Source organism: Streptomyces sp. B6B3, assembly GCF_039871525.1.
Classification (GTDB): Bacteria; Actinomycetota; Actinomycetes; order Streptomycetales; family Streptomycetaceae; genus Streptomyces.
The window spans coordinates 731,640-755,842 of the sequence record NZ_JBDPLU010000002.1; the positions used below are offsets into that span (position 1 = coordinate 731,640).

The following is a 24,203-nucleotide window of genomic DNA, read 5'->3' on the forward strand; positions in this document are numbered from 1 at the left end:
GCGCTCACGCACCGCTACGCCGACCACGCGCCGCGCCCGCGCCGCCGGGAGCGCCCGGTCGCCGCGGCCGGGCGGGACGGCCGCGGCGACCGCGGCCGTCCCGCCCCGGATGTCCCGGTGTTGCCGTCGGGCGGGGACGTCGGAGCCCCGGACGGCCCGCAGTTGCCCCGCCCGCCCAGTCGGGGAGTGTCTGGCGCGACGGCCCGGGTACCCGGAGCGGATGACGAGAACGGTTGGGGTGGAGGAGGAACTCCTGCTGGTGGACGCCGAGACGGCGACACCGCGGGCGGTCGCCGGCGCCGTGCTGGCGGACGCGCCGGCGGACGCCGTGGTGTCGGAGCTGCAGGCGCAACAACTGGAGACCAACAGCAACCCCTGTACCACGCGGGACGAGTTGCTGGCCGAGATCCGGACGTGGCGCCGGCGGGCCGCGGAACTGGCCAACGCCGAGGGCGCGGACGTCGCCGCCCTCGGCACCTCCCCGCTGCCGATCGCGCCCGAGGTCATGCCCAAGGGGCGTTACCAGCGGATGGCCGAGGCGTTCGGCCTCACCGCGCAGGAGGCCCTCACCTGCGGCTGCCACGTGCACGTCGCCGTCGAGTCCGACGACGAGGGCGTCGCGGTGCTCGACCGCGTCCGGGTGTGGCTGGCGCCGCTGCTGGCGCTCAGTGTCAACTCCCCGGTGTGGCAGGGCCAGGACTCGGGCTACGCCAGCTACCGCTACCAGGTCTTCGGCCGCTGGCCGTGTACCGGGCCGCAGGAGGTCTTCGGCTCGGCCGACGGCTACCGCGGCCTGGTGTCGTCCCTGCTGTCCAGCGGCACGCTGCTCGACCAGGGCATGGTCTACTTCGACGCCCGGCTGTCCGCCGCCCATCCGACGGTGGAGATCCGCGTCTGCGACGTGTGCCCGGACGCCAGGGACACGGCGGTGCTCGCGCTGCTGGTGCGCGGTCTGGTCGAGACGGCCGCCCGCGCCTGGCGGGACGGCGAGCCGCCGCCGCGCGCCAGCGCCCCGCTGCTTCGGCTGGCCGCCTGGCGCGCCAGCCGCTCGGGCCTGGAGGAGTCGCTGGTCCATCCGGACACGCTCCGCCAGGCGGCGGCCCGCGAGGTGGTGGGCGCGCTCGTCGAGCACGTCGCGCCGGCGCTCGCGGCGACCGGGGATCTGGACACGGTCCGCGAGGGCGCGGAACGGCTGCTGTCCGGCGGTGGCGGCGCCCGTTGGCAGCGCGAGCTCTTCGCGCGCAAGGGGCCGGCCGCGGTGATCCGGGAGGCGGTGGCCCGGACCCGGGAGTGAGCGGCCCGGGACGGGAAGTCCGGCGGCGGTCGTCGCCCGGTGCCCGTCCCAGCACATTCGTACGGAAGGAGTCAGACATGTTCGTCGCCGGAATCGTGATCGCCTGTGTGGTGCTGGCCATCCTGGCGTTCCTGCTGCCCCGGTTGTCCCGACACCCGGAGCGGGGCATGCAACGCTCGCTCGGGACCGGCACCCGAACCGCGGGCCGGGCGCCAGGCCCGCTGGGGCGGCTGTTCAGCAAGCCGTTCCGGAGCAGTTCGCGCGCGCTCGGCCGGAGCGGCGCGGCCGGCCGCCGCACCCGCCGGCGGTTCCCGTTCTGATCCGACGTCACCGAAACAGGCCGGCGCCTGACCGTCACGTTGCGTGCGCGGTCGGGCGCCGGCCCTCAGGGCTGGGCGAAGAGGTGAAGGACGTGACGAAGTGGCGAACGATACGTGGTCGTCAGGTGTGGACCGTCGCTAATCGGACATGGACGGGACCAGCGGAAACGACGTGGCGTAGCAGGTCGGTGACGCGTCCCGTCCTCAGCGCAGGCTTCTTCGCCGACCGGATTCGTGTCGTGCGCACACCCTTGTACGCGTGACGATGGTCTGTTGGGTGAAGAGACCTGTTCGAAGAGTTATAGACGAGGTCTCCAAGAGAGGACGTCACGTGATCCGGATACTGCTCGTGCACGACGCCTGCCTGATGCGCTCGGCGCTGGCGTCGCTGGTCGGAGTCGCGGAGGACATCGATGTGAAGACAGCCTCCTGGGACGACGCGGCCGAGGAAGCGCGGTGTCGCCGGAACGACGTCTGTCTTATAGACGCGGACGATCGCGGTCCGGTCTCCCTGTCCGTCGCGGCGAAGCTCGTCCGCCAGGAGGCGTCGGCCAGCACGGTGTTACTGGTGCTCGCCGAGACCGGCAGACCGGGACAGTTACGGGAGGCCTACGACGCCAGGGCACTGGGCTACGTCAGCAAGGACGCGCCGCCGGAGCGGCTCATCACCGCCATAAGGCGCGTCGCCAGGGGCGAGCGCTTCGTCGACGACGCGCTCGCCTTCGACTTTCTCCAGGCGGCGGAGATTCCGCTCACCGCCCGCGAGCGTAACGTTCTTTCACTCGCGGCCGACGGCGCGCCGGTCGCCGAGATCGCGGGCCGGCTGCTGCTCGCCGAGGGCACGGTGCGGAACTACCTCGCCGCCGTCATCCGCAAGACGGGAGCCCGCAACCGCCTGGACGCCATCCGCATCGCGCGGCACGCCGGTTGGGTCTGACCAGCCGCCGACCAGCTCGCGGTAGAGCGCGGAGCGGGCCATCACCTCGCGATGGGTACCCCCCACCGTCTCCGTTCCGTCGAGCACCAGCACGTGGTCGGCCCGCAGGGCGGAGCTGACGCGATGCGCGATGACCAGCAGGGTGGTGCCGGGCCGGCGGGCGAACGCCGACTCGGCATGACGCTCGGCGGCCGGATCCAGGTGGCAGGTGGCCTCGTCGAGCAGCACGACGGGCGCCGGCGCGAGCAGGGCGCGGGCCAGGGCCAGCAGCTGCCGTTCCCCGGCGGACAGGGCGGCAGGGTCCACGCGGCCGTCGGGACCACCCAGTCGATCCACCAGTTCGCCGGCGCCCACGGACTCGGCGGCCGACAGCAGGGCGGCCGCCGGCGGCGTGGGTCCCGGACACAGGTAGCCGAGGTTGTCCGCGACGGTGCCCGAGAACACGTACGCCTCCTGCGGGATCAGGGTGCGCTGCCGCGCAAGGTCGGCGGCGTTCCGCCCGGCGACCGGCCGGCCGCCGAGCAGCACCGCACCGGCGGTGGGCCGCAGCAGCCCGGCCGTCAGCCCGGCCACCGTCGACTTCCCGACGCCGCTGGGTCCGACGACGACCCAGTGCCCGCCGGCCGGCACCTCCAACGACAGGCCGCGCACCACGGGATCCGCCCGCCCCCCGTACGCGAAGCTCACCCCGCGGAACGACACGGCCGCCTCGACCGCCTCGACCGCCCGGCGACGTGGGCCCGGGTCCCGCGGCCTGGGGGCGGCGCCGGCGTGCGGCGGCACGCCGTCGACCTCCCCCGCCGCGCGCGACGGCTCCCCCCGCTCCCCGCCCGGCGGGGGAGCGGCCGCGCCGCGCTCCCCGTTCGCCCTCGCCCTCCCGGCCGGCGGCGCCCCGACTGCCCCGGCCTCCTGCGGCGGCGCCGCCCGCCCGCCACCGTGGGCCGGGGCACCCGCGCCGTGCGACGGTCCGCCGGAGACCGTCGCCGCGCCCGAGCCCGGCAGTACCGGCCCACGGTTCCCGTCGGTGGACGACGCCGCCTGCGTGTGGGGGTCGGAGGACAGCCGGACCGGACCGTGCCAGCCGCGGACCAGCCGCGCCGGCTCCTCGGCCGCGCCGTTCGGCGCCCCGTCCGTCCCCGGCCCGTCTGTTTCTGTTCTCGTCCGGTCCGTCGACCCGGACCCTCCGTCGGGCGCGCCACGGAGCCAGGTGACGACCACCGCGAGCCGGGCCGCCGCCCCGCCGAACCCGTCGACCAGGCTGCGCAGCGCCGGGAGCAGGGACTGCGTGAGGTACGTCAGCGCCCCGACGAGTTCGCCCGCCGTCAGACCACGGTCCAGTAGCCACGGCGCCAGGAACAGCAGCAGCACGATCGGCAGGTGGCCGCCGAGCGCCAGGGCGAGCACCCGGGTCACGGCCCATCTGGCCAGCGCCCTGGCCGCGCGCGCCTCCGCGTCGATCAGTGCCCGCAGCTCGCCCGCGACCCTGGCCTCCGCACCGCAGGCGACGACGTCCCGCAGGCCCGCGGCGGTGTCGCCCAGCGCCTGGGCGAGCGCCTCGTCGGCGCGCAACACGGCGCGCTGCCGGCGGGCCAGCGGGCGCAGCGCGAGGGCGAAGACCAGGAGGCCGAGCAGCAGCGCGGGCAGCACGAGAACCAGCAGGCCGGGCGCCAGCCACAGCAGCCCGGCCAGCGTGCCGACGAGGCTGACCAGGAACGTCTGGGCCACCAGCACCACGCCGGAGAAGCTGTCCCGGGCGATCTCCACCTGGTGGGTCAGCCGGGAGACGACCGCCGTGCCGGTCGGCGCGGAGCGCGTCGCGCCGCCCGCGACCGCCCGGCGCAGGCCGCCGCCCGCCACCTCCCGCACCAGCGCGTCGCGCAGCGGTTCCACCAGCCGCGCCACGGCCCGGTACACGCCGCCCATGGCGACCGAGCCGGCGAGCACGCCGAGCCCGGCGACGCCCAGCCAGCCCAGGCCGGTCCACGGCCGCCCGGCGAGGAAGCCGTCGTCCAGGCCGCGCGCCAGCCCGTAGCCGAGCAGGAACGTCTGCAGGGCCGCGAGCGCCGAGAACGCGGCGAGTGCCCCCACCGCGCCCCGGCGCCGCCGCAGGAACCGCAGCCCCTCGGCGACCGGCCCGGGGCGCGGTCCGCCGCGGGTCACGCCGCCACCCCGTCCCAGGCGGCGCGGTAGTCCGCGCGCCGCCACAGCACCCGGTGCGGGCCGACCGCGCGGATCCGGCCGTCGTCCAGCCAGGCCACCAGGTCGGCGCGGGCCGCGGTGGCGGGCCGGTGCGCGACGATCAGCCGGGTGCGGGCGCCGCAGTCGGTCAGCAGCGCCCGGCCGACCCGCAGCTCGGTGACCGTGTCCAGGCTGGACGTGGCGTCGTCCAGGATCAGCAGCCGCCCGCCGTGCGCGAACGCCCGGGCCAGGCCGAGCCGTTGCAGCTCGCCGCCGGACAGCGGGGCGTCCGCGCAGCGGGTTTCGTAGCCGTCGGGCAGGGTGCGGACGAAACCGTCGGCGCTGGCCGAGCGGGCCGCCGCGACGATCTGCTTCCGGGTGGTCGGGTGGGGTCCGTAGCCGATGGCCTCCCCGAGCGTCTCGCCCAGCAGCACGGGGCGTTCGAACGCGTAGCCCACCTCGCGGCGCAGCTCCGCCGGGTCCAGGGCGCCGAGGGGCACGCCGTCGAGCGTCACCTCGCCGGAGTCGGGGTCGGCGAGCCGGCCGGCGAGTTCGGCGAGCAGCGACTTGCCGGCGCCGGACCGGCCCACCACCGCGACGGTGGTGCCGCCGGGCACCACCAGGTCGAGGCCGCGCAGCACCGTGCGGTCGCCGCGCCGGGCGGTGACGTCGCGGAACTCCAGGCGGCCGGGTCCCGGCGCGGGCAGCGTGCGGACGCCGTGCCGCACGGGCGGCACCCGGAGCACCTCGGCGAGCCGGGCGGCGGCGCCACGGCCGCGCACCAGCCGGTTGAGGAAGCCGACGAACGTGCCGATGCCGGTGGCGATCACGGCGTAGCGGGCGGCGGCGAGCATGCCGCCCACGGACAGCTGGTCGGCGGCCAGCAGCAGGCCGGCGACGGCGACGACCGACAGCTGCAGCAGCGGGCCGAGGAGCGCGGCCTGGGCGGTGGCGCGGGCGTTGACCCGCCACATCCGGTGGCCCTGCCGGCTCATTCCGGGCAACGGGGCCAGCACCCGGGCGCGTTCCCGGTCCTCGGTGCCGGCGGCGGCGATGGTGCGGGCGCCGGCGAGCGCCTCGACGAACCGGCCCGCGAGGTCGGCCTGGAGGGTCTGGTAGCGGGCGACGCAGTCGGCGGCGGACCGGGTGAACGCCCGCAGCAGCGTCGCGAGCAGCGGCAGGCCGAGCGCGAAGGCGAGCCCGAGCCGCCAGTCGATCAGGGTCAGGGCGACGATCCCGCCGAGCGGGGTCAGCATGATGGTGGCGGCGCTCGCGGCGGCGGCCGGCACGGTGCCGGCCTGGGCGGCGTTGCTGGTGCCGCGGGTGACCAGGTCGCCGCGGGAGAACCGGTCGGTGGCTCGCGGGCCGACGGCCAGCACCCGGCGCACCAGGCGCTCCCGGAGGCGGGCGGTGGCGCGGGCGTCGGTGCTGCCGACCAGCACGGGCTCGACGGCAGCGAACGCCACCTGGGCGCCGATCAGGCCGCAGCAGACCAGGGTCCAACGGGTGGCGGCCCGGGCGGCCTCGGGCCCGGCGTCGACGGACAGCAGCGCGTCGACGGCGCGGCCCAGGGTGGCGGGCAGCACCAGCAGGACGGCGGCCTGGGCCAGCGTGAGCAGGGCGAGCGCGGCCACCCGCGAGGCGTTGCGGCGGGCGGCGTCCAGCAGCATCCGATCGGTCGGCTGCACGAGGCGGTCCGTCTCCTCTTCCCTGGGACAGGGCGGTCCTACGACGGGGCGGTCCCGGGCGTGACGCCCGGGACCGCCTGCTCCACCGGAGCGGAGATCAGAGGCAGACCAGGAAGCTGTTCGAGCTGTGCGTGTCGCAGATCAGGAGCGAGACGCTGCTGGTGTCGCCGCCGCCGCCACCGTCGCCGCCGCCGGTGAGGGACTCCTCGGTGCGCTCCATGGTCTGCAGGTCGAGAAGGGTCATGGTGGTGTCCTTTCCTGTTCTGCCGGAGGGCGTCACTACGACGTGTCTCCGGCGTCCGGTGGATTTCTTCTTGCACGATCCCCAGGTGGGGACCGGTCTCAGGGCCGCACGGGTGGCGGCGGGAGGAAGGGCAGCCGGGCGGTGGGGGCGCCTTCCGGGCCCCCGGCGCCCGGTGGCGGGCCTTCCTCGTGGGTCGTACCGTCGGCGGCGCCGACGCGGTGCCGGGTCGCGCTGCCCAGCGCCAGCAGGCAGCCGGCCGTTCCGGTGACGAGGTCCATCGAGAGGCGCATCATCTGGTTCCCCGGGAAGGCGAGGCCGTCGCGGTACGGCATCGCGTACCAGTCCATGTGCCTCACCTGCGCGGCCAGCCCCGGGTCGGTGGCCCCCGGCGGGGCGGTGCGGGCCAGGTTCCAGACCATGCCGGCCCGGCCGTGGAACAGACCAGGCTGGGCGTAGTAGCGCAACCGGGCGGCGATCAGGATCTGCTCCCGGGCGCGGGCGAAGTCCTCGTCGGGCCGGTGCGCCAGGTAGTCGTCGAGCACCGCGGCGATGCCGACGCTGCCCTCGCCGAGGTACGGCATGGCGCGGACCTTCTCGTCGACCATCAACGAGCCGTCCCGGCCGGTGACGCAGAGGTCCAGGTCGCGGCGCAGGGCGCGGGCGGCGAGGTCGAGCAGGTCGCGGTCGCCGGTCCGCTCGTAGCGCCGCAGGAACAGCAGGGCCGAGCCGCTGGCGCCGTACAGCAGCCCCGCGCACTTGCGTCCCGGCGCCGGCGGCGGCTCGTCGAGGCGCTGCGCGGCGAGCTCGGTGGCGCGTGCCGCCTTCTTGTCCAGGGAGCCGTCCCCGTCGGCGGCGGCCAGTTCGTCGTACACCAGGCCGACGCCGGCCAGGCCGCCGAAGAGGTGGGCGGGCAGCCGCTCCCAGCGCTCGCCCAGCGACCGGTCGACCAGGTCGAGGGCGATCTGGTGGTGCCCCAGGCGGTGCAGCACGAAGGCCACGCCGAGCAGTCCGTCGTAGAGGCCGAGCGGCGACGCCGTCGGCGGCGCCCCGGCCCCCCGCAGCAGCCACTCCTCGCCCTCCGGGTAGCGGGCGGCACCGGTCTCGGCCAGCGCGTAGAGCACGCCGGCCGCGCCGTAGGCGAGGCAGAGCCCGCCGGCGGGGGCGAACTGGGAGACGTCGCCGGGGAACAGGCGGTCGTCACGCTCGGGGGTCGCCGAGGCGAGGATGGCGCGGACCATCGCGTCCCGGCTGCGCGGCCAGTCGTCGGCCCGCACCCGGTCGTCGCGCCCGGCGTCCGGCGCGGCCGTGCCGGCACCGGCCTCCGCCGCGTCGGGCGCCGGGGGGACGGGGGTCACGGCGTCCCCGCCGTCGGTCGGGCCGCCGCGCTCGATCTCGGCGACCGCCTCGGCGAGGAAGTCCGCGGGTATCTCGGGGAACTGCTCGGCGGCCACCTCGGCCAGATGCGCCGCCTTGCCGCGGTCCACCGCGAGCAGCGTCGTCATCGGGAGGAAGAGCGCCAGCCGCAGGCAGGCCAGGGCGTAGCGGTCGATGCCGAAGCCGGTACGGTCCGGCGGCGCGACGAAGCCGGGGTGGGCGACGATCTGCCGGACGTCCGCGCCCGCGTCCGGGTCGTCGCCGAGGTAGGCCGCCGCCTCGAAGTCGAGCAGCCTGACCGACTCCTCGTCGGGGTCGACCATGATGTTGAACATGTGCAGGTCGTTGAAGACCAGCCCGCGCCCGTGCAGCGCGTCGACGGCCCGTTCCACGGCGCCGTACACGGTCAGCGCCCAGCGGGTGAAGGCCGAGACGGCGTCCGGGTCGGGGTCGACCGCGAGCAGCGGGTGGCGTTCGGCGAAGAAGGAGTTGAGCGGCCGTCCCGGTAGCCGCTCCATCACCAGGAAGCGGTGGTCGCCGAGGGTGAACCAGTCGCGCACCTCCGGCGCGACGCCCAGCCCGGAGAGCCGCTCCAGTGCGGCCCTCTCGCGCTCCAGGCGGGCCACCGCGTCGGCGCCGTCGGCGGCCAGGCCGGCGTGCGGTCTGCCCTCCTTGAGCACGACCCGCTCGCCGGTGCGGGTGTCCGTGGCGTCGTAGACGCCGCCGCCGTTCGAGAAGTGCATCGCCCCGGTGATCCGGTACGGCAGGTCCGCGACGGTGGTGGTGTTGCGGGCCGCGAGGTGCGGCGCCAGGAACTCCGGCAGCGTCACCCAGTCGGGCAGGCTGAAGCTGGGATCCCTGCGGTCGGGCACCAGCCGGCCCTCGGGGTCCTCGATGGCGCCGACCAACGCGCCCTTGCCGTCGTCGCAGTGCCGGACGGCGAAGGCGCCGTACCTGACGAAGAGCGGGCCCTCGTGCCAGCGCAGGTCGGTCAGAATGTACGGGCCTGGCTCGCCGGCCACCAGCGGGTGCAGTTCCTCGAGAATGTCGCGGAGCTGCTTCTCGCCGTTTGGATAGAGGGTGGCGAACTTGCCGCTGTTATCGCGCTTCGCGTATTTCGAATTCCGCAGGTACAGCAGGTGCTTACTCGGCACGAACTTGAAGGGAATGCGCCGGGGAACACAATAGTCCCATAATTTCGCGGCTATCGCGTCGGCGTTGTCCAGGCAGGCGGAGACGTGGATCTTCCAGCCCTGGAGCAGCATCTCCCCGCCCGTCGGCTGGACATGCAGCCAGTCGCCGGAACGCTGGGTCAGCCAGCCGTCCGGCACCGGCCGCCGAGCCGTTTCGTACAGCTCCTGCGCGGCCTCTCCCCCGTTGGACCGCGTGGCGATGCGGTCGGGAGTTTCGTAGAAGTATCTGTCGGCAAGACAGAAGACCTCGTACCGCTTGTCCATCGACATCCCCTCGGCGACTGCGAAGAGAATTTCACGCGGCCGAGCAGGGCGATAGTCATGCATGTCACCGGATTATTGTGCAGAACGCATAGTTGAAGCCGGTAGTAACACTGGTGTCAGCAACGGCCGCTAGTCCCTGGGGAGCAGCGAACCGAGTGGCCCGAGGTCCAGGTTCAGGTCGGAGACGCGCAGGCCGAACCGTTCGCAGAGCTCGTGCATGCAGGAGTCCAGACGCATCAGCGTCTCGCCGATGCGGTCCACCTGCTCCTCGCGCAGCTCACCCGAGTCCACCCGGCGCAGCGCCTGGCGCTCCATCAGCTGCCGCAGCAGCTCGATGACCGTCAGCACCAGCGCGGCGAGATCGCGGCCCACGGTGTCCGCGTCGAGATCCACCCGCCCGGGGCAGGGCGGGCCGGCCGGTACCCCCAGGACGCTCACAGCGGCCCGCTGTCGGCCCAGGGCGCCGGCACCCGGTCGGTGACCGAGGACAGCAGGGCGTGCAGGGAGAGCCGCACCAGCGGCACCTCGGCGATGGCGATCACCAGATCGCCGGTGATCACCACGCCGGCCGCGAGCACCCGGTCGAGGAGGTCGACCAGGGGCACGCCGAGCGGCCCGTGCAGCTCGTCGTCGCCCCGCCAGGGGACCGGCTCAGCCGTCGGCATCGGCGTCGCTCCCGCCCGCGAAGGAGTACGGCGCCCACGGCCCGGTGACCTCCACCCGCACCCGGCCGCCGACCTCCGGATCGCGGCGCAACTCGGCCACCCGGGCGGCCAGTTCCACGGCCCGGTGGGTCTCGACGAGATAGGCGGCGTTGAGCACCTGCCGGCCGCGCTCGGGCTCGCCTGACCCGCCGTCGTGCGGTCGCAGCCGGCGGGCCGCCGCGGCGATCCGGCGCAGTTCCGCGTCCACCCGCTCGGCCGCGACGACGGCGGACCGCCTGAGGTCCTCCCTGGCCCGCTGCCGGTTCCGCACCCGGTCCAGGTAGTCGCGTCCGGAGACCGGAGCGGCGGCCGTGCCCGACCCGGGCGATCCGGGCGCCGCCGCGGGTGCGGGCGGTGCGGGGTCGACGGCCGACACCTTGACGCCCCATTCGGCCCGGCCGGCGACCCGGGCCAGGACGGCGAGGAAGCGCTCGGCGTCCCTGGCCACCGCCTGGCAGGCGCGTTCCTCGCTGAGGTACAGGGTGGCCAGCGGCAGCGGCACCGTGGGTCCGGCGTCGGCGGCGGCGGCCACCACCGCGTCGTGGGCCCTGGCGTGGCGCTCCAGGGCGTCCCGTTCGGCGAGCCGCCGGCGCAGTTCCTCCGGGCTGAACGCGGCGGCCGGCACGTCCTGGACGACGACGGCGAGCCGGCCCACCGGCACGGTGCGGACCGGGCCGATGCCCTCCGCGTGCCCGGCGACGCCGGCGAGCGCGGGCGCGGCGTTCCGGGGGCAGACCGCGAAGACGCAGACGGCGGGTCCGTCGGGTTCGGGCGGCCGCGGGTGGACCGGCTTGTGCAGGGTGGCGGACTCCGTCATGCCTGCTCGGGCTCCTTCCGTTCCAGCTCGGCGATCTGCCGGCGCAGCCGCTCGTTCTCGTCGGTCAGCGCGTCGCGGGCGGCCCGGGTGGAGAGCGAGGGCTCCGTCTCCCACCAGTCGATGCCGGCCTTCCGCGCGGTGTCGACGGAGGAGACGAAGAGCCGGAGGCGGATGGTCAGGAGCTCGATGTCGAGCAGGTCGATCTTGATGTCGCCCGCGATCACGATGCCCTTGTCGAGGATGCGTTCCAGGATGTCGGCGAGCGTCGCCGTGCGCGGCGGGCACGGCTCCACGGGGTCGATGGTGCCGATGGGCTGTACGGCGTGTGTCACCTGCGTCCCCGCTCCTCGTAGTCCTCGTCCTCTTCCTCTTCTTCCTCCTCGCCCTCGCCTTCCTCGTCCTCGTCCTCGTCCCGGTCCTCGTCGCGGTCGTACTCGTCCTCGTCCTCGTCCGCGCCTTCTCGGTCCTCGTCGCCGCCCCGCTCCTCCTCCGCCAGGGCGTCCTCGTGGCTGCGCACCACCTCGCCGTCGCGGATCTCGCCGCGCCAGCCCTCGGGTGGCTCGTCCGCGATCAGCGTGACGAACCGCTGGAAGTGCTTGAGGTCCAGGCGCAGCCGCCGGCCCTGGGCGCGCCAGAGGTTGGCGGTCTTCTCGAAGAAGCCGGCCGGGTAGTACTCGACCACCACCACGATCCGGGTCAGCTTCGGCGTCAGCTCGTGGAACGACACCACACCGCGGGTGCTCGCCTGGGCCCCCTCGGACGACCACTCGATCCGGTCGTCCGGGACCTGCTCCTGCACGGTGGCCTTCCAGCCCCGCGCGGAGGGACCGATCTTGAGCTTCCAGTCGGTGGTGACGTCGTCGGAGCGTGAGACTCCCTGCACGCCCTTCATGTAGTCGCTGAAGCCCTCGAACTCGCACCAGTGGTCGTAGCAGAGGCGGAGCGGCATGCCGATGTCGAGCGTCTCGATGATCGTCGTGAACTTGCCGCCGGTGCTCTTGCCCTTCTTCTTGCCGTCGCCGTCGCCACCGCCGGTGACCTTCTTGGCCGCGTCCCCGACCTTGTCCTTGACGTTCTTGCCGACCATCTTGGCTCCCATCTTCGGCAGCGACGTGGCGCCCCCCGCCGCCTCGCCCACCTGCTCGGTGATCCGCCCGCCGGCGTTGCTCACCGCCTTCTGAATCTGGGCCGCCGCAAAGTCCATGAGCTCCTTGCGCAGCCGGTCGACGCTCTGGGAGAGCAGGTCGGAGCCGCCGGGAGTCTGCTTCTCTGCCATCGCCTGCTACCTCCGCTCAGCCGAGCGGGAGCCCGAGGACCCCGCCTTCTTCTTCGCGGTGTCCGACCGCCCGTCCGACCCCTCCGACTTCGCCGACTGCCCCGACTTCCCGGAGCTCGCCGCCTTGCGGGACCTGGCCGCGGACCGCGCGGAGCGTCGCTCCTCCCGCGACCCGTCCCCGCCCTCCTCCGAGCCCTTGCCCTCTCCCTCGTCCGAGCCCTCCTCGTCGGACTCGTCCGGCTTCTCCGGCTCCTCCGACCCGTCCTCCTGCCGTCCGCCGCCGAGCGCCGCCGTACGGCTCTGCAGGGTGTCGGCGAGGGAGGTGAGGCGGCGGTTGGCCACCGTGGTGGCCGCGGTGCGCCCGGCCTGAAGCAGCTGGCCGCCGAGCTGACCACCCAGCTTGGACACGGGCGCACTGTCCTTGAGCTTGTGGATCCCCTCCTCCGCCACCCCCATCGGATGCAGCCGGAACCTGCGGCCGACGACAAAGGTGGCCAGGGCGAACGCGAGCTTGGCCTTCCGCGTCCGCCCCATCAGGTAGCCGCTGGCGATGCCGGCCGCCAGCGCCGCCTTCGTTCGGTCGTTCGTTGATGCCATCGGTGCCTCTCAGACCTTTCGGACCTCGTCGGATGGGGGTTGGCCGGCGGCGAGCTGCCGCTCCTGGATCCGCAGCAGCAACGACTCCTCCTCGCGCTCGAACTCGGCGAGCTCGATCTCGCCCTCCTCCAGCGCCCGGTGCAGCGCCGCCAGTCGGTCGCGCAGCGTCGCCGGATCGTAGAGCTCGCGTTCGGCCGCGTCCGCGATCTGGCCGGCCACCCAGCAGGCGCCGCGCACCGGGGTCAGCGGTAGCAACAGGAGCTCGGAGAACAGACCCATGGCGTCTCCTCAGCCGCGCCCGGTCGGGGTGGGCGCGTCCTGACGCGCCGCGGAGACGAAGCTGAAGCAGGGCAGCGGCCCGCTGAGCCGCAGTTCGGCGCGACGGCTCGCGGCGGCCGTCTGGCGCGTCGCCTCGGCGACGAAGTCGTCGAGCGCCTCCCGCCGCACCAGAAAGGAGGTGTTGCGGACGCAGCCCGTCACCTCGGGGCCGGCGACGGCCGCGTCGGCCAACGGCGCCAGGGTGCGCAGCGCCTCGGCCGCCGCGCCGGCGGCCCACCGGTGCAGTCCCCTGGCGATCGCCTCGCCCAGCCGCACGCTGGACTCGTATCCGGGCCGGCGCCGGGCGGCGGCGCGCAGCCGGTGCAGCCGGGGGTCGACGCGCAGCAGATCCGCCAGCGCGTCCTCGCGCGGGAAGACCTTGAGGTTCATCTCGCACCGCCCGTCGAGCCGTTCCAGCGTCCGGAGGTGCTCCGCCTCGGCGCCGGCCAGCTCGCCGAGCACCGCGTCGGCGTCCGCGGCGATCATCCCGAACCGCATCGGCGCGACCGGACCGTCCGCCGCCAGCGCGAGCAGGCTGCGCTGGTGCGCCAGCAGGTCGCGGCGGCGGGCCAGCAGCCGCTCGGGGGCCCGGCTGACGACGGCGGCGAGGGCGCCTGCGGGCAACGAGCGCAGCCGTCCTGGCGGGGAGCCGACGCCGGGATGGCCGGCCGGAAGCGGGTGGTCGGCGCGGACGATGCCGTAGACGTACAGCCGGGCATCCCCGGAGTCTCTGGCGTTCCTGGACTCTGTGGTCACCGGTCAGCCCTCCCGGGAGCGGCGCGCGGAGCGCTTGCCCGACCGCTCGCCGCGGCCCCTGCGTTCCCTGGACTCGGCGCGGGGCTCCTCGTCGCCCTCGTCCTCCTCGGCCCAGTTCTGGTCCCAGTCCTGGTCCTCGTCGTCGGAGTCGCCGCTGGTCAGCGCCTCCTTGGCCTTGCGCCCCGTGCTCTCCGCGGCCTTCTTCAGGCCGCGCTTCGCCCCGGCCCTGGCCACGCCGCCGCCCAGCCCGGAGCCGCTGAACAGCTCGGGAACGGTGCGGCTGCGGGAGTCGGCCTCCAGATCGACGCGGTTGCAGGCCTCGGCGAACCGCAGGTAGGTGTCGACGCTGGCGATGACGACGCGTACGTCGATCTTGAGGATCTCGATGCCCACCAGCGAGACCCGCAGGAAGACGTCGATGACCATGCCACGGTCGAGGATGATGTCGATGACGTCGTAGAGGGTGCCGGCGCGGGGCACGCAGGCGACGTCGTCCCGGTAGGTCGTGGTGACGGTCATGGCGGGGGCCTCCTTCGCGGACTGACGTCAGTCGTCAGTCGTCGGTCGCGCAGCGACGGAAACGGCGCACCCGGTGGTACTCGACGAGCCTTCCGTCCCCGTCCAGTTCCACCTGGTAGGTCGCGAGCAGACTCGTGGTGTCCGGGATGCGCTCCACCTCGATCACGTCGACCTCGACGCGCCAGCCGTCCTCCCCGCGGGAGATCGCGACGACGCCGTCCACGGGATGGCCGGTGAGCCGCTCCAGGCGGCGGGTGGCCCGTTGGGCCGCGTCGGAGGGGCCACGCACGGAGGTGCGTCCGGACGAGCTCGACCGGCCGCGCCGTTCAGCTGTGTCTGCCATGACGTCAGTTTGTGAACGGACGGGCCCGGATCGCATCCGGTGATGGGCTGAACGGTGACGCCGCCCGGCGGATCAGCTGCCCGCGATGCCCGTCGGCTCGTCGTCCGCGGTGCCGCGCGGGCGGCTGTCGAGCACGCCGGAGGAGAGGAGGATGGCCAGTCCGGCCAGCGGCACCACGAGGAGGCCGACCCGGATGGAGCTGGCGTCGGCGATCACCCCGACCACCGGCGGCGACACCAGGAACCCGATGCGGCACAGGAACGCGGTCACGGTGATGCCCGCGCCCGGCCACAGCCCCGGGATCTCGTCGGCGGCGTGGAACGCGGCGGGGATCAGGGTGGCGACGCCGAGGCCCGCCATGCCGAAGCCGAGGACGGTGCTGGGCACCGACGGCCACAGCAGGGCGACGCTCATCCCCACCACGACCAGCGTCCCGCCGATCCGCGCGGTGGCGCGGTCGCCGATCCGGTGCACCACCCGGTCGCCGAGCAGCCGGCCGACGGTCTGCATGCCCTGGAGCGAGGCGAAGCCGAGGCCGCCGACGAACGCGTTGGTCAGCAGCTCGTTCTGCAGGTAGACCGAGCCCCAGGAGGCGCCGGAGTCCTCCACCACGGCCGCCGCGGCGGACACCAGGCCGAGCACGGCGAGCACCCGGACCACCGGCTGCCACCGGGCGCCGTCCCGAGTGAGGCCCGAGTGGTGCTCCTGGTTCTCCCGCTCGGTGTCCTCGGCGCCCGGCAGCAGGAAACGGGACGCCACCAGGGCCGACACGATGGTCACCGCGCCGGTCACCGCCAGATGGCCGGGGAGCGGGACGTCGGCCTGGGCGGCCCCGGCACCGGCGAAGCCGCCGAGCACGGCGCCCACGCTCCACAGGCCGTGGAAGGCGTTCAGGATGGACCGCCTGTAGAGCCGCTGGACCCGGAGGCCGTGGGCGTTCATGGCCACGTCGGTGAGCGCGTCCAGACCGCCGGCCACGAAGAGCGCCGTGCACAGCAGGGCGAACACGGGGGCGGTGCCGACGAAGACGATGTTGACGCCCATCAGGACCAGTGTGATGACGGCCGTCCAGGCGGATCCGAATCGCTTGATCAGCGGGCTCGCCAGCAGGCCGACCACCAGGGCGCCGAGCGGCATCGCGGCGATGGCGGTGCCCAGGGCGGCGTTGGACAGGCTCAGGTCGTCCTTGATCTCCGGATAGCGGGGGACGACGTTGGCGAAGACGAAGCCGTTGGTGAAGAACAGCGTCGCGACGGCGACGCGCGCCCTGACGGCCTTACTGCCGACGGCAGTGGTCATGGTGCTCTCGTTCTACCTGCGGTCGGACACGTGCGACTAGCGATACTACAAGCCGCTAATCGGGTGAGTTGGGGGGAGGTCGGCCCGGGAGCCGGCGCCTCAGCGGCCGCGGGCGATGTTCAGCAGGGTCGCCGCCGCCCCGGCGGGCGGCTCCTCGCGCCGCCACACTGCCCGGAACCGCCGGCGCAGCGCCGTCGGCTCGTCGAGCGGCACCGCGGCCAGCCGGCGTCCGGCAAGCTCGTCGCCCACCACCAGCCGGCTCAGCACGGCCGGGGCCAGACCGGCGGCGGACGCGGCCTTGATCGCGGCGGCCGAGCCCAGTTCGGCGGCCGGCGCGGGTGGCTCGCCGTGCCGACCCAGCACCCGCCACAGCGCCTCCCGGGTGCCCGAGCCCGGCTCCCGGGTGAGCAGCGGGGTCGCCGCGAGCTCCCGCAGCGACAGCGGCCGGCGACGCCTGGCCCACGGATGCCCGGGCGCCACCACGACGACGAGGTCGTCCCCGCCGACCACCCGGCTGTGCAGGCCCGTCGGCGCGTGCGGCCCCTCCACGAAGCCGAGCCCGGCGCCCTGCCGCACCAGCTCCGCGACCTGCTCGGAGTTCCCGACCTCCAACGCCACCCGGGTCTCCGGCTCGCGGGCGCGCAGCGCGATGAGCCAGCCGGGGATCCGGTGGTCCGCGATGGTCCGCGACGCCGCGACCCGCAGCCGGGACTCGCCCTCGGCGTGCAGCGCGGAGACGCCGCCGACCAGGGCCCGGGCCGCGGCCAGCACCGGCATCGCCCACTCCACGACGGCGGCGCCGGCGGTGGTCGGGCGGGAGCCGGTCGGGCCGCGCTCCAGCAGCACCAGGCGCAGCCGCCGTTCCAACGCGCTGAGCCGCATGCTCGCCGCCGGCTGGCTGATGCCGTGCCGGCGGGCGGCCTCGCCGAGACTGCCGGTCTCGGCGACCGAGACGAGCAGGTCGAGCACCTCCAGCTCTGGGGTTCCCGGCGGCAGGGGCATCAGCCCAGCTTATGACGTCCTGCCGGATCCGTCCCTACCGCGGGGCCGCGCCTGGACGGATCGTGGAGCGGACGGCAGGCGCGTGCGGCCGGCCGGCCGATGGGAGGCGACCAGGTGAGGACGACGAGCGGCCCCGCGCCCGACACGGCGAGAGCCCCGAGCCGCGCCCCGGCAACCGCGGCCCCCACCGCGCCGACGGCCGACCCCACCGACCCGGCCCGCTCGCCCGGCCCTTCTGAATCGCCGGAAGCGCGGACGCCCGGCACGCGCCGGCCTTCGCCCGGCCCACCGCACGAACCAGACGAGCGCGGCCCGTCCCAGCGACCGCGACCCCCCGCGAGCGCCGGCCAACCACCTGGCCCGGCCGACACGAGCCGGATCTCGCCCGGCCCGTCACCGGAGGCCCACGCGCCCGGCCCTTCCGCCCGCACCATCCACCGGGACGCCCCAACGCGCACCACGGCCGGTGCGGTCTGGCGGCGGGGCGGCGCCCCGGCCCGTCGCGGGCCGGCGACCCGCCCGCCCGCCGCGCGGACCGGCGCGGCAAGCGCGGCGCGCGCGGGGCTGCTCCTCGCGGTGGCGGTGGCCGTCCCGGCCGCGCTGGTCGGAAACCTCGTGCCGCTGGTCGGCGGTCCGGTGGCCGGCCTCGTCCTGGGCGTGGCGGCGGGCGTCGTGCTGCGCCGCCGCGCGCCGGCCTGGTACGCCCGCTGCCGTCCGGGGCTGGACCTCGCGGGCCGGCACGTGCTCCAGACCGCCGTCGTGGTGCTGGGCCTGTGCCTGCCGCTCGGCCGGGTGGCGGACGCGGGCCTGCGGTCGTTGCCCGTCCTGCTGGCCACCCTCGCCGTGGCCCTGGTCGGGGCATGGGGCCTGGGCCGGCTGCTCCGGCTGCACCCCGACACCCGGATCCTGATCGGCGCCGGCACCGGCATCTGCGGCGCGTCCGCCATCGCGGCCGTGGCCTCGGTCATCCGGCCGACGGCCGAGCGCACCGCCTACGCGCTGGGCACGATCTTCACCTTCAACCTGGTCGCCGTCGCCGTCTACCCGGCGCTCGGCCGGCTGCTCGGCCTGTCGGACCCGGCCTTCGGCCTGTGGGCCGGCACCGCGATCAACGACACGTCGTCGGTGATCGCCGCGGCCTCCGCGTTCGGGGCCGGCGCGGTCACCCTCGCCGTGGTGGTCAAGCTCGGGCGCAGCCTGATGATCGTCCCGATCTGCGTGGCGCTGCACCTCTGGCGGGCCCGCGACGGGCGCGGCACCGGGCGCCGTTCCGCGCCCGCCGCGCTGGTCCGCGCCTTCCCGCCGTTCGTGCTCTGCTTCCTGCTGGCCTCCGCGCTCGCCGCGGCCGGCGCGCCGCCGGCCGGTTGGCGCCCGGCGGTGACCGAGCTGAGCTCGGTGCTGATCACGGTGGCGCTCGCCGGTATCGGCGCCGGCCTCGACCCGCGCGTCGTCCGGGCGGCCGGACCGCGCCCGTTGCTCTTCGGGGGCGCGCTCGGCGCGGCGGTGGGTGCCAGTGCGCTGGGCGTCCAGCTGGTGACCGGTCAGCTCTGACGCGACCCGCCGGGTCCCTGGCGGCGCCGCGTCAGCGAGCCGACGAACCGGTCCAGGCGGGCGACGACCTGCTGGAGGACGGCGACCGAGCGGACCGGATCGCCCTCCAGTTCCAGCGCGTGGTCGGCGCCCGGGAGTTCCAGCGACTCCACCGGCGGGCGGGACGCCAGGGCGCGCGCGTTCTCGGCGTCCCAGAGCCCGTCGCCGGTGCCGCCGACGAGGAGCGTCGGGGCCGTGCTGCGGGCCACCGCCCTGACCACGTGCTCGGCGGCGAGCAGCGGGGTGAGCCAGACGGCGGGCAGCCCGCGGTCGGCGGCGAGATCCGCGGCGAGAGAGCCCAGCGACTTGCCGACCAGCAGCCCGCAGTCACCGCCCTCGGCGGCGACCGCGGTCACCACCTCCTCGCGCACCCAGGCCGCCCGGTCCGCGGGCGCGAGCTCGGCGAGATCGTCGGGCGGCTGCCACCACAGCTCCCTGACGGTCCAGTCGTGGCTGCGCAGCACGGCGCGGGCGTAGTGCAGCAGCGGCCTGGCCGGTGAGTAGCCGGCGCCGGGGATGACAAGGGCGACCATCGACATGCCGGGACGCTACCCGTTCCGCACCTCACGTTGACCTTCACTCGGGCCCGCGCGGGCGCGCCCCCGGCCGGGCCCGGGCCGCGCCGTCAGGCGCGCGCCGCGCGGAGCACCTCCCGGGCCGCCCGGCGGCCCGAGAGCAGCGCGCCGTGGACGGTCTGGTGGCACGTCGCGTGGGTCGCCTCGCCCGCGAAGAACAGGCGTCGGCCGACCGGTTCCGCGAGGTCGTCGCGGTGTTCGGGCCGCGCCCCGACCGGCGTGAAGGAGTACGAGCCGAGCGCGTACGGATCGGTGGACCACCGGGTCTGCTGCACCGCCTCGGGCCAGGGCACCGCCCGGGTGCCGAAGCACCGGCGCAGCACGCCCGTCGCCTGGTCGATGATCTCGTCGTCGGACAGGCTCTCCTCGATCCGCCGCCCCGCCGGGCCCCCGTTGAGGCAGAGCAGCACCGGCTCGCCGACCACGCCGGAGAAGCCGTACCAGTCGGACCAGACGTTGTCGTCCGTGCCGAGGTAGCCGTGCGTCAGCACGCCCTCGTCCCAGAAGACGTGCGGGAAGCGCAACCAGGTCTTGGACAGTGTGCCCATCCGCAGCCGCTTCAGCGCCCGGCGCTTGGCCGCGGGCAGGCCGGGCGAGAAGGTCAGGCCGCCCGCCTTCAGCACGCCGAGGGGCACGGTCACGACGACCTCGTCGCCCCGGAACGAGCCCCGCGTCGTGGACACCTTCACCCCGCGCCTGCCGCCGTGGTCGATCCCGGTGACCTCGTGGCCGAACAGGATCGGCAGATCCTCGGCCAGCCCGGTGAAGACGCGGTCGAAGCCGTCGGGGAACACCTCCTGCTCCCCCAGGTAGACGGTGTCGCTGTACCACCGGTGGGACACCTCGCGCGGCCCCGCGCCGAACTCGTTCTCGAAGTGCTGCCAGAGGAAGTACCGCACGGCCCGCCGGTAGGTGTCCCACCGCGTGCGGACGCGCGGCAGCCGCCCGTCGCGGTCGAACCCGGCGACCAGCCGGTCCGCGTGCTCCTCGAACGCCGTGCGCTCCGCCTCGGAGAGCCGCCGGCCGTCCCGGTCGTACAGGGCGATCGACTCCCAGTCCGTCGGGACCCGTTCGAGGCCGTACCGGTCGGCGAGCTCCGTCATCGGGTTGCCGCGACCGCCGTGGATCCACGAGGCGCCCAGATCCATGGGCGCGTCCTGCCATTCCCGGCTCGTCCACACCCGCCCGCCGACGCGGTCCCTGGCCTCCAGCACCACGACCTTCCGGCCCTCGTCCGCCAGGGCGCGCGCGGCGGCGAGCCCTGCCGCGCCGGCACCCACCACGATCGTCTCCGCCATGCCCTCACCCTGCCCGCGCCCTGCCCGGCGGGCGACCGGTGCTGGGCCATCTGCGATGCGAACGCGCGGCCTGAATCGGTTCAGCAGGACTAGCCATGCACATGCCATGAGCGCACCATCGAGGGTGGCGGGCCCCGTCGCCCGCACGCGCGACTCGCTACCTCTCCCGACCTCTCCAGGAGATCCGAATGCCCACCCCCCACCCGAGCAGGCGCTCGGTCATCAGGGCCGCCGCCCTCACCGCCGGCGCCACCGCCGTCGGAGCATCGCAACTGCGGTGGCCCGCCACCGCCTCGGCCTACGAGGTGCCGCCGCGCATGCGGTGGTGGTACGAGGGCCGGTTCGGCATGTTCATCCACTTCGGCTCGTACTCCCACCTGGCCCACGGCGAATGGGCGTTCCACCAGGAGGGCTGGTCCAAGGCCGACTACCAGGCCCAGGTCTCGCGGCCCTTCAACCCCACCGCCTACGACCCGGCCCAGATCGCCGAACTGGCCGCGAACGCCGGCATGAAGTACCTGGTGATCACCGCCAAGCACCACGAGGGCTACGCGATGTGGGACTCCCAGGTCGCCAGCTTCACCGACACCACCGGCACCACCCCGTACAACCTCCACGACTACAGCGGCTACCAGGGCGGCGACCTGCTCGGCCGGCTGAAGTCCGAATGTGAGCAGCGCGGCGTCCGGTTCGGCCTCTACTACTCGATCATGGACTGGAGCCACCGCTCGCAGACCATCCAGGGCAGCTTCACCCGGATGTCCTCGACGGACGCCCGGGCCGCGTACATCACCGACATGAAGGCCCAGCTCACCGAGCTGCTCACCCGCTACGACCCGGCCGTCATGTGGTTCGACGGCGACTGGTGCGGCAGCCCCGGGACGCCGACGCTGAACGACTGGTGGATCGCGGCCGACGGCCAGGACCTCTACGACTGGCTGCTGGCCCGCTCCCCCGACCTCGTCGTCAACGAACGCGTCAAGCGCGGCTTCGGCCTCGGCGACTTCGAATGCCCCGAGCAGACCGTCCCACCCGCGCCGCTGTCCCGGCCCTGGGAGACCTGCGCGACCATGAACGGCGTCTGGGGCTACACCGGATGGGCCGAGACCAACTACCGCTCGGTCGACGCCATCATCGAGGAGTTCACCACCGTGGTCTCCCGGGACGGCAACTACCTGCTCAACATCGGCCCGCGCGGCGACGGCACGGTGCCCGACGGCGCGGTCAACGTCCTCACGGGCCTCGCCGACTGGATGGCCGACAACGCCGACAGCATCCACGGCGCGTCCGGCAGCCCGTTCGCCGAGGAGCCCGCCTGGGGCCGCTGCACCGTCAAGGACGGGACCCTCTTCGCCCACGTCCACGACCGGCCCGCCGACGGCCTGCTGCGCCTCCCCGCCCTCGCCCAACCGGTGCGCCGCGCCTCGCTTCTGGCCGCCCCCGGCATCCCGATCCCGCACGCCACCCGCGACGGCCAGCTCACCGTCGCGATCCCCGCCCCGGCAACGGCCTCCCGCGGGCCGGTCGTCGTCCGGCTCGACGTCGACGGCGTCCCGGCCCCCGCACGCGGCGGCCGACACCGCTGAACCCGCGGGACCGTTCGGTACGGCCGCACCACGGCGGGTCGTCGGGGCAGGCCCTTCGGCCCTCAGGCCGCCAGGCTGGCTATGCGTTCCGACGCCTCGCGGACCCTGGCCTCGCCGCGGTGCGGCCGGAGGGCGCCGTTGACCTCCCTGAGGCGTTCCAGGCCGCGCTCGGAATGGATGCCCTCGGCGATGAGGTCCGCCGCCCGGTGGGTGGCGTCGAGAGCGCCGTCGAGGTCGCCGATCTCCTGGTACGCGAGGGCCAGCGTGCCGTAACGGACGGCGCGGTCGCGGGGCGTGGCCTGCGCGACGGACCGTTCCAACGCGGCGGTGGCCCGCCGGGCCTGCCCGCTCAGCAGCAGGAAACGCCCCTCGGTGGACCGGAGTTGCGACTCGCCGAACCAGGTCAGGTACCCCGGGGTGTCCCCGGCGACGGCCTGGCCGAGCGCGGCGAACGCCCGGTTCAGCGCCCGCGCCGCCTCCCGGCCCTCGCCGGCCCGGCTGAACACCGTGGTCTGGTGCGCGGCCAACGAGGCGCGCATCACCGCGGGCACCCGCCCCCGTACCGCGTCCGCCGTCTCCATCAGGCCCACCGCCGCGCGCTGTTCGCGCTGGTTGGCGGCCTGGGTCGCCATGAAGCACAGCACGTGCGCGCCGAGCGTGTCGTCCCCCGCGGTCTTGGCCGAGCGCAGCGCCGCGCCGTAGTGCTGCTGGGCGGCGGTGTGCAGGCTGGTGTCGTAGCTCATCCAGCCGAGCAGGCAACACGCCTCCGCCGCCAGGGCGTAGAGGCGCCGGCCCGTCTCCTCGCTGTACCGGCCCCGGTCGAGCATCCGGGTGATCAGCCGCAGGTCCGCGCGGGCCGAGTCGAGGAGGTCGCCGCCCCCGGTCTCCTCCTCCATCGCCCGTAACGAGTTCACGCGTTCGGTCATCCGGTCCACCGCGGCCGGCGTGACCGCGTCGCCGGCGGTGGCCGCGGCGATGGCCGGGTCGGCCGCCGCCCACTGGGCGCCCATGCCCACGAGCGAGGCGCCGCCAATGCCGAGGAAACCTCTGCGGTCCATCGATCCACTCCCCGCTAGTTGGGTCAGGGATTCGAGCGTAGCCGCCGGGGTCCAGGGGGCGGCGAACGACGAGGCTTCCCATGCGGGAAGCCAGTACGGCCAGGGCACGGAGGTCCGCGCCGATTCGGGAACGCGCAGCATGTCGGCGATCACGCGCTGGGTTATCTCGTCCGGATCGTGGTCCCCGCGTTCCCACTTGAACACGGTGGAACGGGTGGTGCCCAGGTTGTGTCCGAGCATGGCGCCATGTAATCGAACCAGCTCGGCGAACTTGGTCTTGCCCAGTCCGAGCATCGCCCGGACGTAGGCCAACGGGTGGTGCAGCACTCTGTCCGACTGACTGGTCATCAGGACCCTCCGTCGTCAACTGCCCGCTCAGCGTAGCGCCTTGGCCATGGCCGGCGGGCGGTAACGACGCAGGTTGAAACCCCCGTGAAACCTTTCGTCGTTCGACCGGAACGGAGGATCGTCGGTAGTCCCGGGGGGAACCGGGCGACGCCAAAGGGAAAGCACAGTGTGACTCACCATGCCGGAGCGACAGCCGAGAACCGAGGCCCGCTGTTTCCGCGTGTCACCGACGCACGGCTCGGTGGCCCGAGCGCGACACCGGATCGTGTCGGTGGTACGCGACTGGCGGCTCGGCCTGTCCGACGACCGGCTCGACGAGCTGCGGCTCCTGGTCAGCGAGGTGGTCACCAACGCGCTGGTGCACGCCGGCGGCGGCTGCCGGATCGGCGTCCGCTGGACCGGCACCCGGGTGCGCGTCGAGGTCACCGACTCCACGACGGACTTACCGCATCGCGGCCGGGCGACGCGGGAACAGGAGTCGGGGCGAGGGCTCCTGCTGGTGGACACCCTCGCCCCGGCGTGGGGGGCGCACGCCCGGGGCGCTGGCAAGACGGTGTGGTTCGAGGTCGCCCCCGACGAACCCGACCCGGACCCCGACCCCGCCCAACCCCCCACAACCGAACCC

The 24,203-nt window shown here is 74.6% G+C and carries 24 protein-coding genes and 1 pseudogene; 6 read left to right on the top strand and 19 right to left on the bottom strand.

Going from position 1 to position 24,203, the window contains the following annotated elements:
- Positions 1-220 precede the first annotated feature (220 nt).
- From ABGB06_RS07515 to ABGB06_RS07525, 3 genes and pseudogenes are all read left to right on the top strand, one after another.
- The gene (locus ABGB06_RS07515) at positions 221-1,294 is read left to right on the top strand and encodes a glutamate--cysteine ligase (RefSeq protein ID WP_347586495.1); all 1,074 of its coding nucleotides are present in this window, start codon (positions 221-223) and stop codon (positions 1,292-1,294) included.
- 77 nt (positions 1,295-1,371) lie between these two features.
- The gene (locus ABGB06_RS07520; RefSeq protein ID WP_347586497.1) at positions 1,372-1,614 is read left to right on the top strand and encodes a DUF6411 family protein; all 243 of its coding nucleotides are present in this window, start codon (positions 1,372-1,374) and stop codon (positions 1,612-1,614) included.
- A 367-nt stretch (positions 1,615-1,981) separates the two neighbouring features.
- Positions 1,982-2,470, top strand: a pseudogene (locus tag ABGB06_RS07525) (response regulator transcription factor); the annotation flags it as partial.
- Here the strand turns inward: ABGB06_RS07525 and ABGB06_RS07530 are convergent.
- The 16 genes from ABGB06_RS07530 to ABGB06_RS07605 all read right to left on the bottom strand — a co-directional run bounded on the left by ABGB06_RS07530 (position 2,393) and on the right by ABGB06_RS07605 (position 17,123).
- On the bottom strand, positions 2,393-4,711 hold the full coding sequence (locus ABGB06_RS07530) for an ATP-binding cassette domain-containing protein (RefSeq protein ID WP_347586499.1): 2,319 nt from the start codon (positions 4,709-4,711) through the stop codon (positions 2,393-2,395). The pseudogene ABGB06_RS07525 and the gene ABGB06_RS07530 overlap by 78 nt on opposite strands.
- Positions 4,708-6,399, bottom strand: coding sequence for an ABC transporter ATP-binding protein (locus tag ABGB06_RS07535; protein ID WP_347586613.1), 1,692 nt, complete (start codon positions 6,397-6,399; stop codon positions 4,708-4,710). The genes ABGB06_RS07530 and ABGB06_RS07535 overlap by 4 nt, the downstream gene beginning before the upstream one ends.
- A gap of 115 nt (positions 6,400-6,514) precedes the next feature.
- Complete coding sequence (locus ABGB06_RS07540; protein ID WP_347586501.1) at positions 6,515-6,661, bottom strand: SapB/AmfS family lanthipeptide; 147 nt, start codon at positions 6,659-6,661, stop codon at positions 6,515-6,517.
- Between the two features lie 98 nt (positions 6,662-6,759).
- The gene (gene lanKC / locus ABGB06_RS07545; RefSeq protein WP_347586503.1) at positions 6,760-9,492 is read right to left on the bottom strand and encodes a class III lanthionine synthetase LanKC; all 2,733 of its coding nucleotides are present in this window, start codon (positions 9,490-9,492) and stop codon (positions 6,760-6,762) included.
- Positions 9,493-9,621: 129 nt separating this feature from the next.
- Positions 9,622-9,930 (bottom strand): gas vesicle protein K, encoded by a 309-nt coding sequence (locus tag ABGB06_RS07550; RefSeq protein ID WP_347586505.1) that lies wholly within the window; start codon positions 9,928-9,930, stop codon positions 9,622-9,624.
- On the bottom strand, positions 9,927-10,157 hold the full coding sequence (locus ABGB06_RS07555; RefSeq protein WP_347586507.1) for a gas vesicle protein: 231 nt from the start codon (positions 10,155-10,157) through the stop codon (positions 9,927-9,929). The genes ABGB06_RS07550 and ABGB06_RS07555 overlap by 4 nt, the downstream gene beginning before the upstream one ends.
- Positions 10,144-11,013: a GvpL/GvpF family gas vesicle protein gene (locus ABGB06_RS07560; protein ID WP_347586509.1), complete on the bottom strand. Its 870-nt coding sequence runs from the start codon at positions 11,011-11,013 to the stop codon at positions 10,144-10,146. The genes ABGB06_RS07555 and ABGB06_RS07560 overlap by 14 nt, the downstream gene beginning before the upstream one ends.
- Positions 11,010-11,324: a gas vesicle protein gene (locus ABGB06_RS07565; RefSeq protein ID WP_347586615.1), complete on the bottom strand. Its 315-nt coding sequence runs from the start codon at positions 11,322-11,324 to the stop codon at positions 11,010-11,012. The genes ABGB06_RS07560 and ABGB06_RS07565 overlap by 4 nt, the downstream gene beginning before the upstream one ends.
- A gap of 17 nt (positions 11,325-11,341) precedes the next feature.
- Positions 11,342-12,289, bottom strand: a complete 948-nt coding sequence (locus ABGB06_RS07570) for an SRPBCC family protein (protein ID WP_347586511.1) — start codon at positions 12,287-12,289, stop codon at positions 11,342-11,344.
- Between the two features lie 6 nt (positions 12,290-12,295).
- A complete protein-coding gene (locus ABGB06_RS07575; RefSeq protein ID WP_347586513.1) occupies positions 12,296-12,886 on the bottom strand; it encodes a hypothetical protein in 591 nt (196 codons plus the stop codon).
- A 9-nt stretch (positions 12,887-12,895) separates the two neighbouring features.
- Entirely contained in the window at positions 12,896-13,165 is a 270-nt protein-coding gene (locus tag ABGB06_RS07580) for a gas vesicle protein GvpG (protein WP_347586515.1), read from the bottom strand.
- Positions 13,166-13,174: 9 nt separating this feature from the next.
- Positions 13,175-13,960, bottom strand: a complete 786-nt coding sequence (locus ABGB06_RS07585; RefSeq protein WP_347586517.1) for a GvpL/GvpF family gas vesicle protein — start codon at positions 13,958-13,960, stop codon at positions 13,175-13,177.
- Between the two features lie 3 nt (positions 13,961-13,963).
- Positions 13,964-14,479, bottom strand: coding sequence for a gas vesicle protein GvpJ (gene gvpJ / locus ABGB06_RS07590; RefSeq protein ID WP_347586519.1), 516 nt, complete (start codon positions 14,477-14,479; stop codon positions 13,964-13,966).
- A gap of 34 nt (positions 14,480-14,513) precedes the next feature.
- Positions 14,514-14,822, bottom strand: a complete 309-nt coding sequence (locus ABGB06_RS07595; protein ID WP_347586521.1) for a gas vesicle protein — start codon at positions 14,820-14,822, stop codon at positions 14,514-14,516.
- Positions 14,823-14,894: 72 nt separating this feature from the next.
- Positions 14,895-16,121: an MFS transporter gene (locus tag ABGB06_RS07600; protein WP_347586523.1), complete on the bottom strand. Its 1,227-nt coding sequence runs from the start codon at positions 16,119-16,121 to the stop codon at positions 14,895-14,897.
- Between the two features lie 99 nt (positions 16,122-16,220).
- The gene (locus tag ABGB06_RS07605; RefSeq protein ID WP_347586525.1) at positions 16,221-17,123 is read right to left on the bottom strand and encodes a LysR family transcriptional regulator; all 903 of its coding nucleotides are present in this window, start codon (positions 17,121-17,123) and stop codon (positions 16,221-16,223) included.
- Positions 17,124-17,687: 564 nt separating this feature from the next.
- On the opposite strand from ABGB06_RS07605, the gene ABGB06_RS07610 reads away from it, so the two are divergent.
- Positions 17,688-18,674 carry a putative sulfate exporter family transporter gene (locus ABGB06_RS07610; protein ID WP_347586617.1) on the top strand — a complete coding sequence of 329 codons (987 nt, stop codon included), beginning with the start codon at positions 17,688-17,690 and terminating at the stop codon, positions 18,672-18,674.
- On the opposite strand, the gene ABGB06_RS07615 is transcribed toward ABGB06_RS07610, so the two are convergent.
- Positions 18,665-19,252: an alpha/beta hydrolase gene (locus ABGB06_RS07615; protein ID WP_347586527.1), complete on the bottom strand. Its 588-nt coding sequence runs from the start codon at positions 19,250-19,252 to the stop codon at positions 18,665-18,667. The two genes, ABGB06_RS07610 and ABGB06_RS07615, sit on opposite strands and share 10 nt — an antisense overlap.
- A gap of 86 nt (positions 19,253-19,338) precedes the next feature.
- The gene (locus ABGB06_RS07620; RefSeq protein ID WP_347586529.1) at positions 19,339-20,586 is read right to left on the bottom strand and encodes an NAD(P)/FAD-dependent oxidoreductase; all 1,248 of its coding nucleotides are present in this window, start codon (positions 20,584-20,586) and stop codon (positions 19,339-19,341) included.
- A 188-nt stretch (positions 20,587-20,774) separates the two neighbouring features.
- On the opposite strand from ABGB06_RS07620, the gene ABGB06_RS07625 reads away from it, so the two are divergent.
- The gene (locus tag ABGB06_RS07625; protein WP_347586531.1) at positions 20,775-22,172 is read left to right on the top strand and encodes an alpha-L-fucosidase; all 1,398 of its coding nucleotides are present in this window, start codon (positions 20,775-20,777) and stop codon (positions 22,170-22,172) included.
- 62 nt (positions 22,173-22,234) lie between these two features.
- Here ABGB06_RS07625 and ABGB06_RS07630 read toward each other — a convergent pair whose 3' ends face one another.
- Entirely contained in the window at positions 22,235-23,578 is a 1,344-nt protein-coding gene (locus tag ABGB06_RS07630) for a transcriptional regulator (RefSeq protein WP_347586532.1), read from the bottom strand.
- A 241-nt stretch (positions 23,579-23,819) separates the two neighbouring features.
- On the opposite strand from ABGB06_RS07630, the gene ABGB06_RS07635 reads away from it, so the two are divergent.
- Positions 23,820-24,203 (top strand): ATP-binding protein (locus ABGB06_RS07635; protein WP_347586534.1); only part of this gene is annotated, 384 nt, incomplete at its 3' end.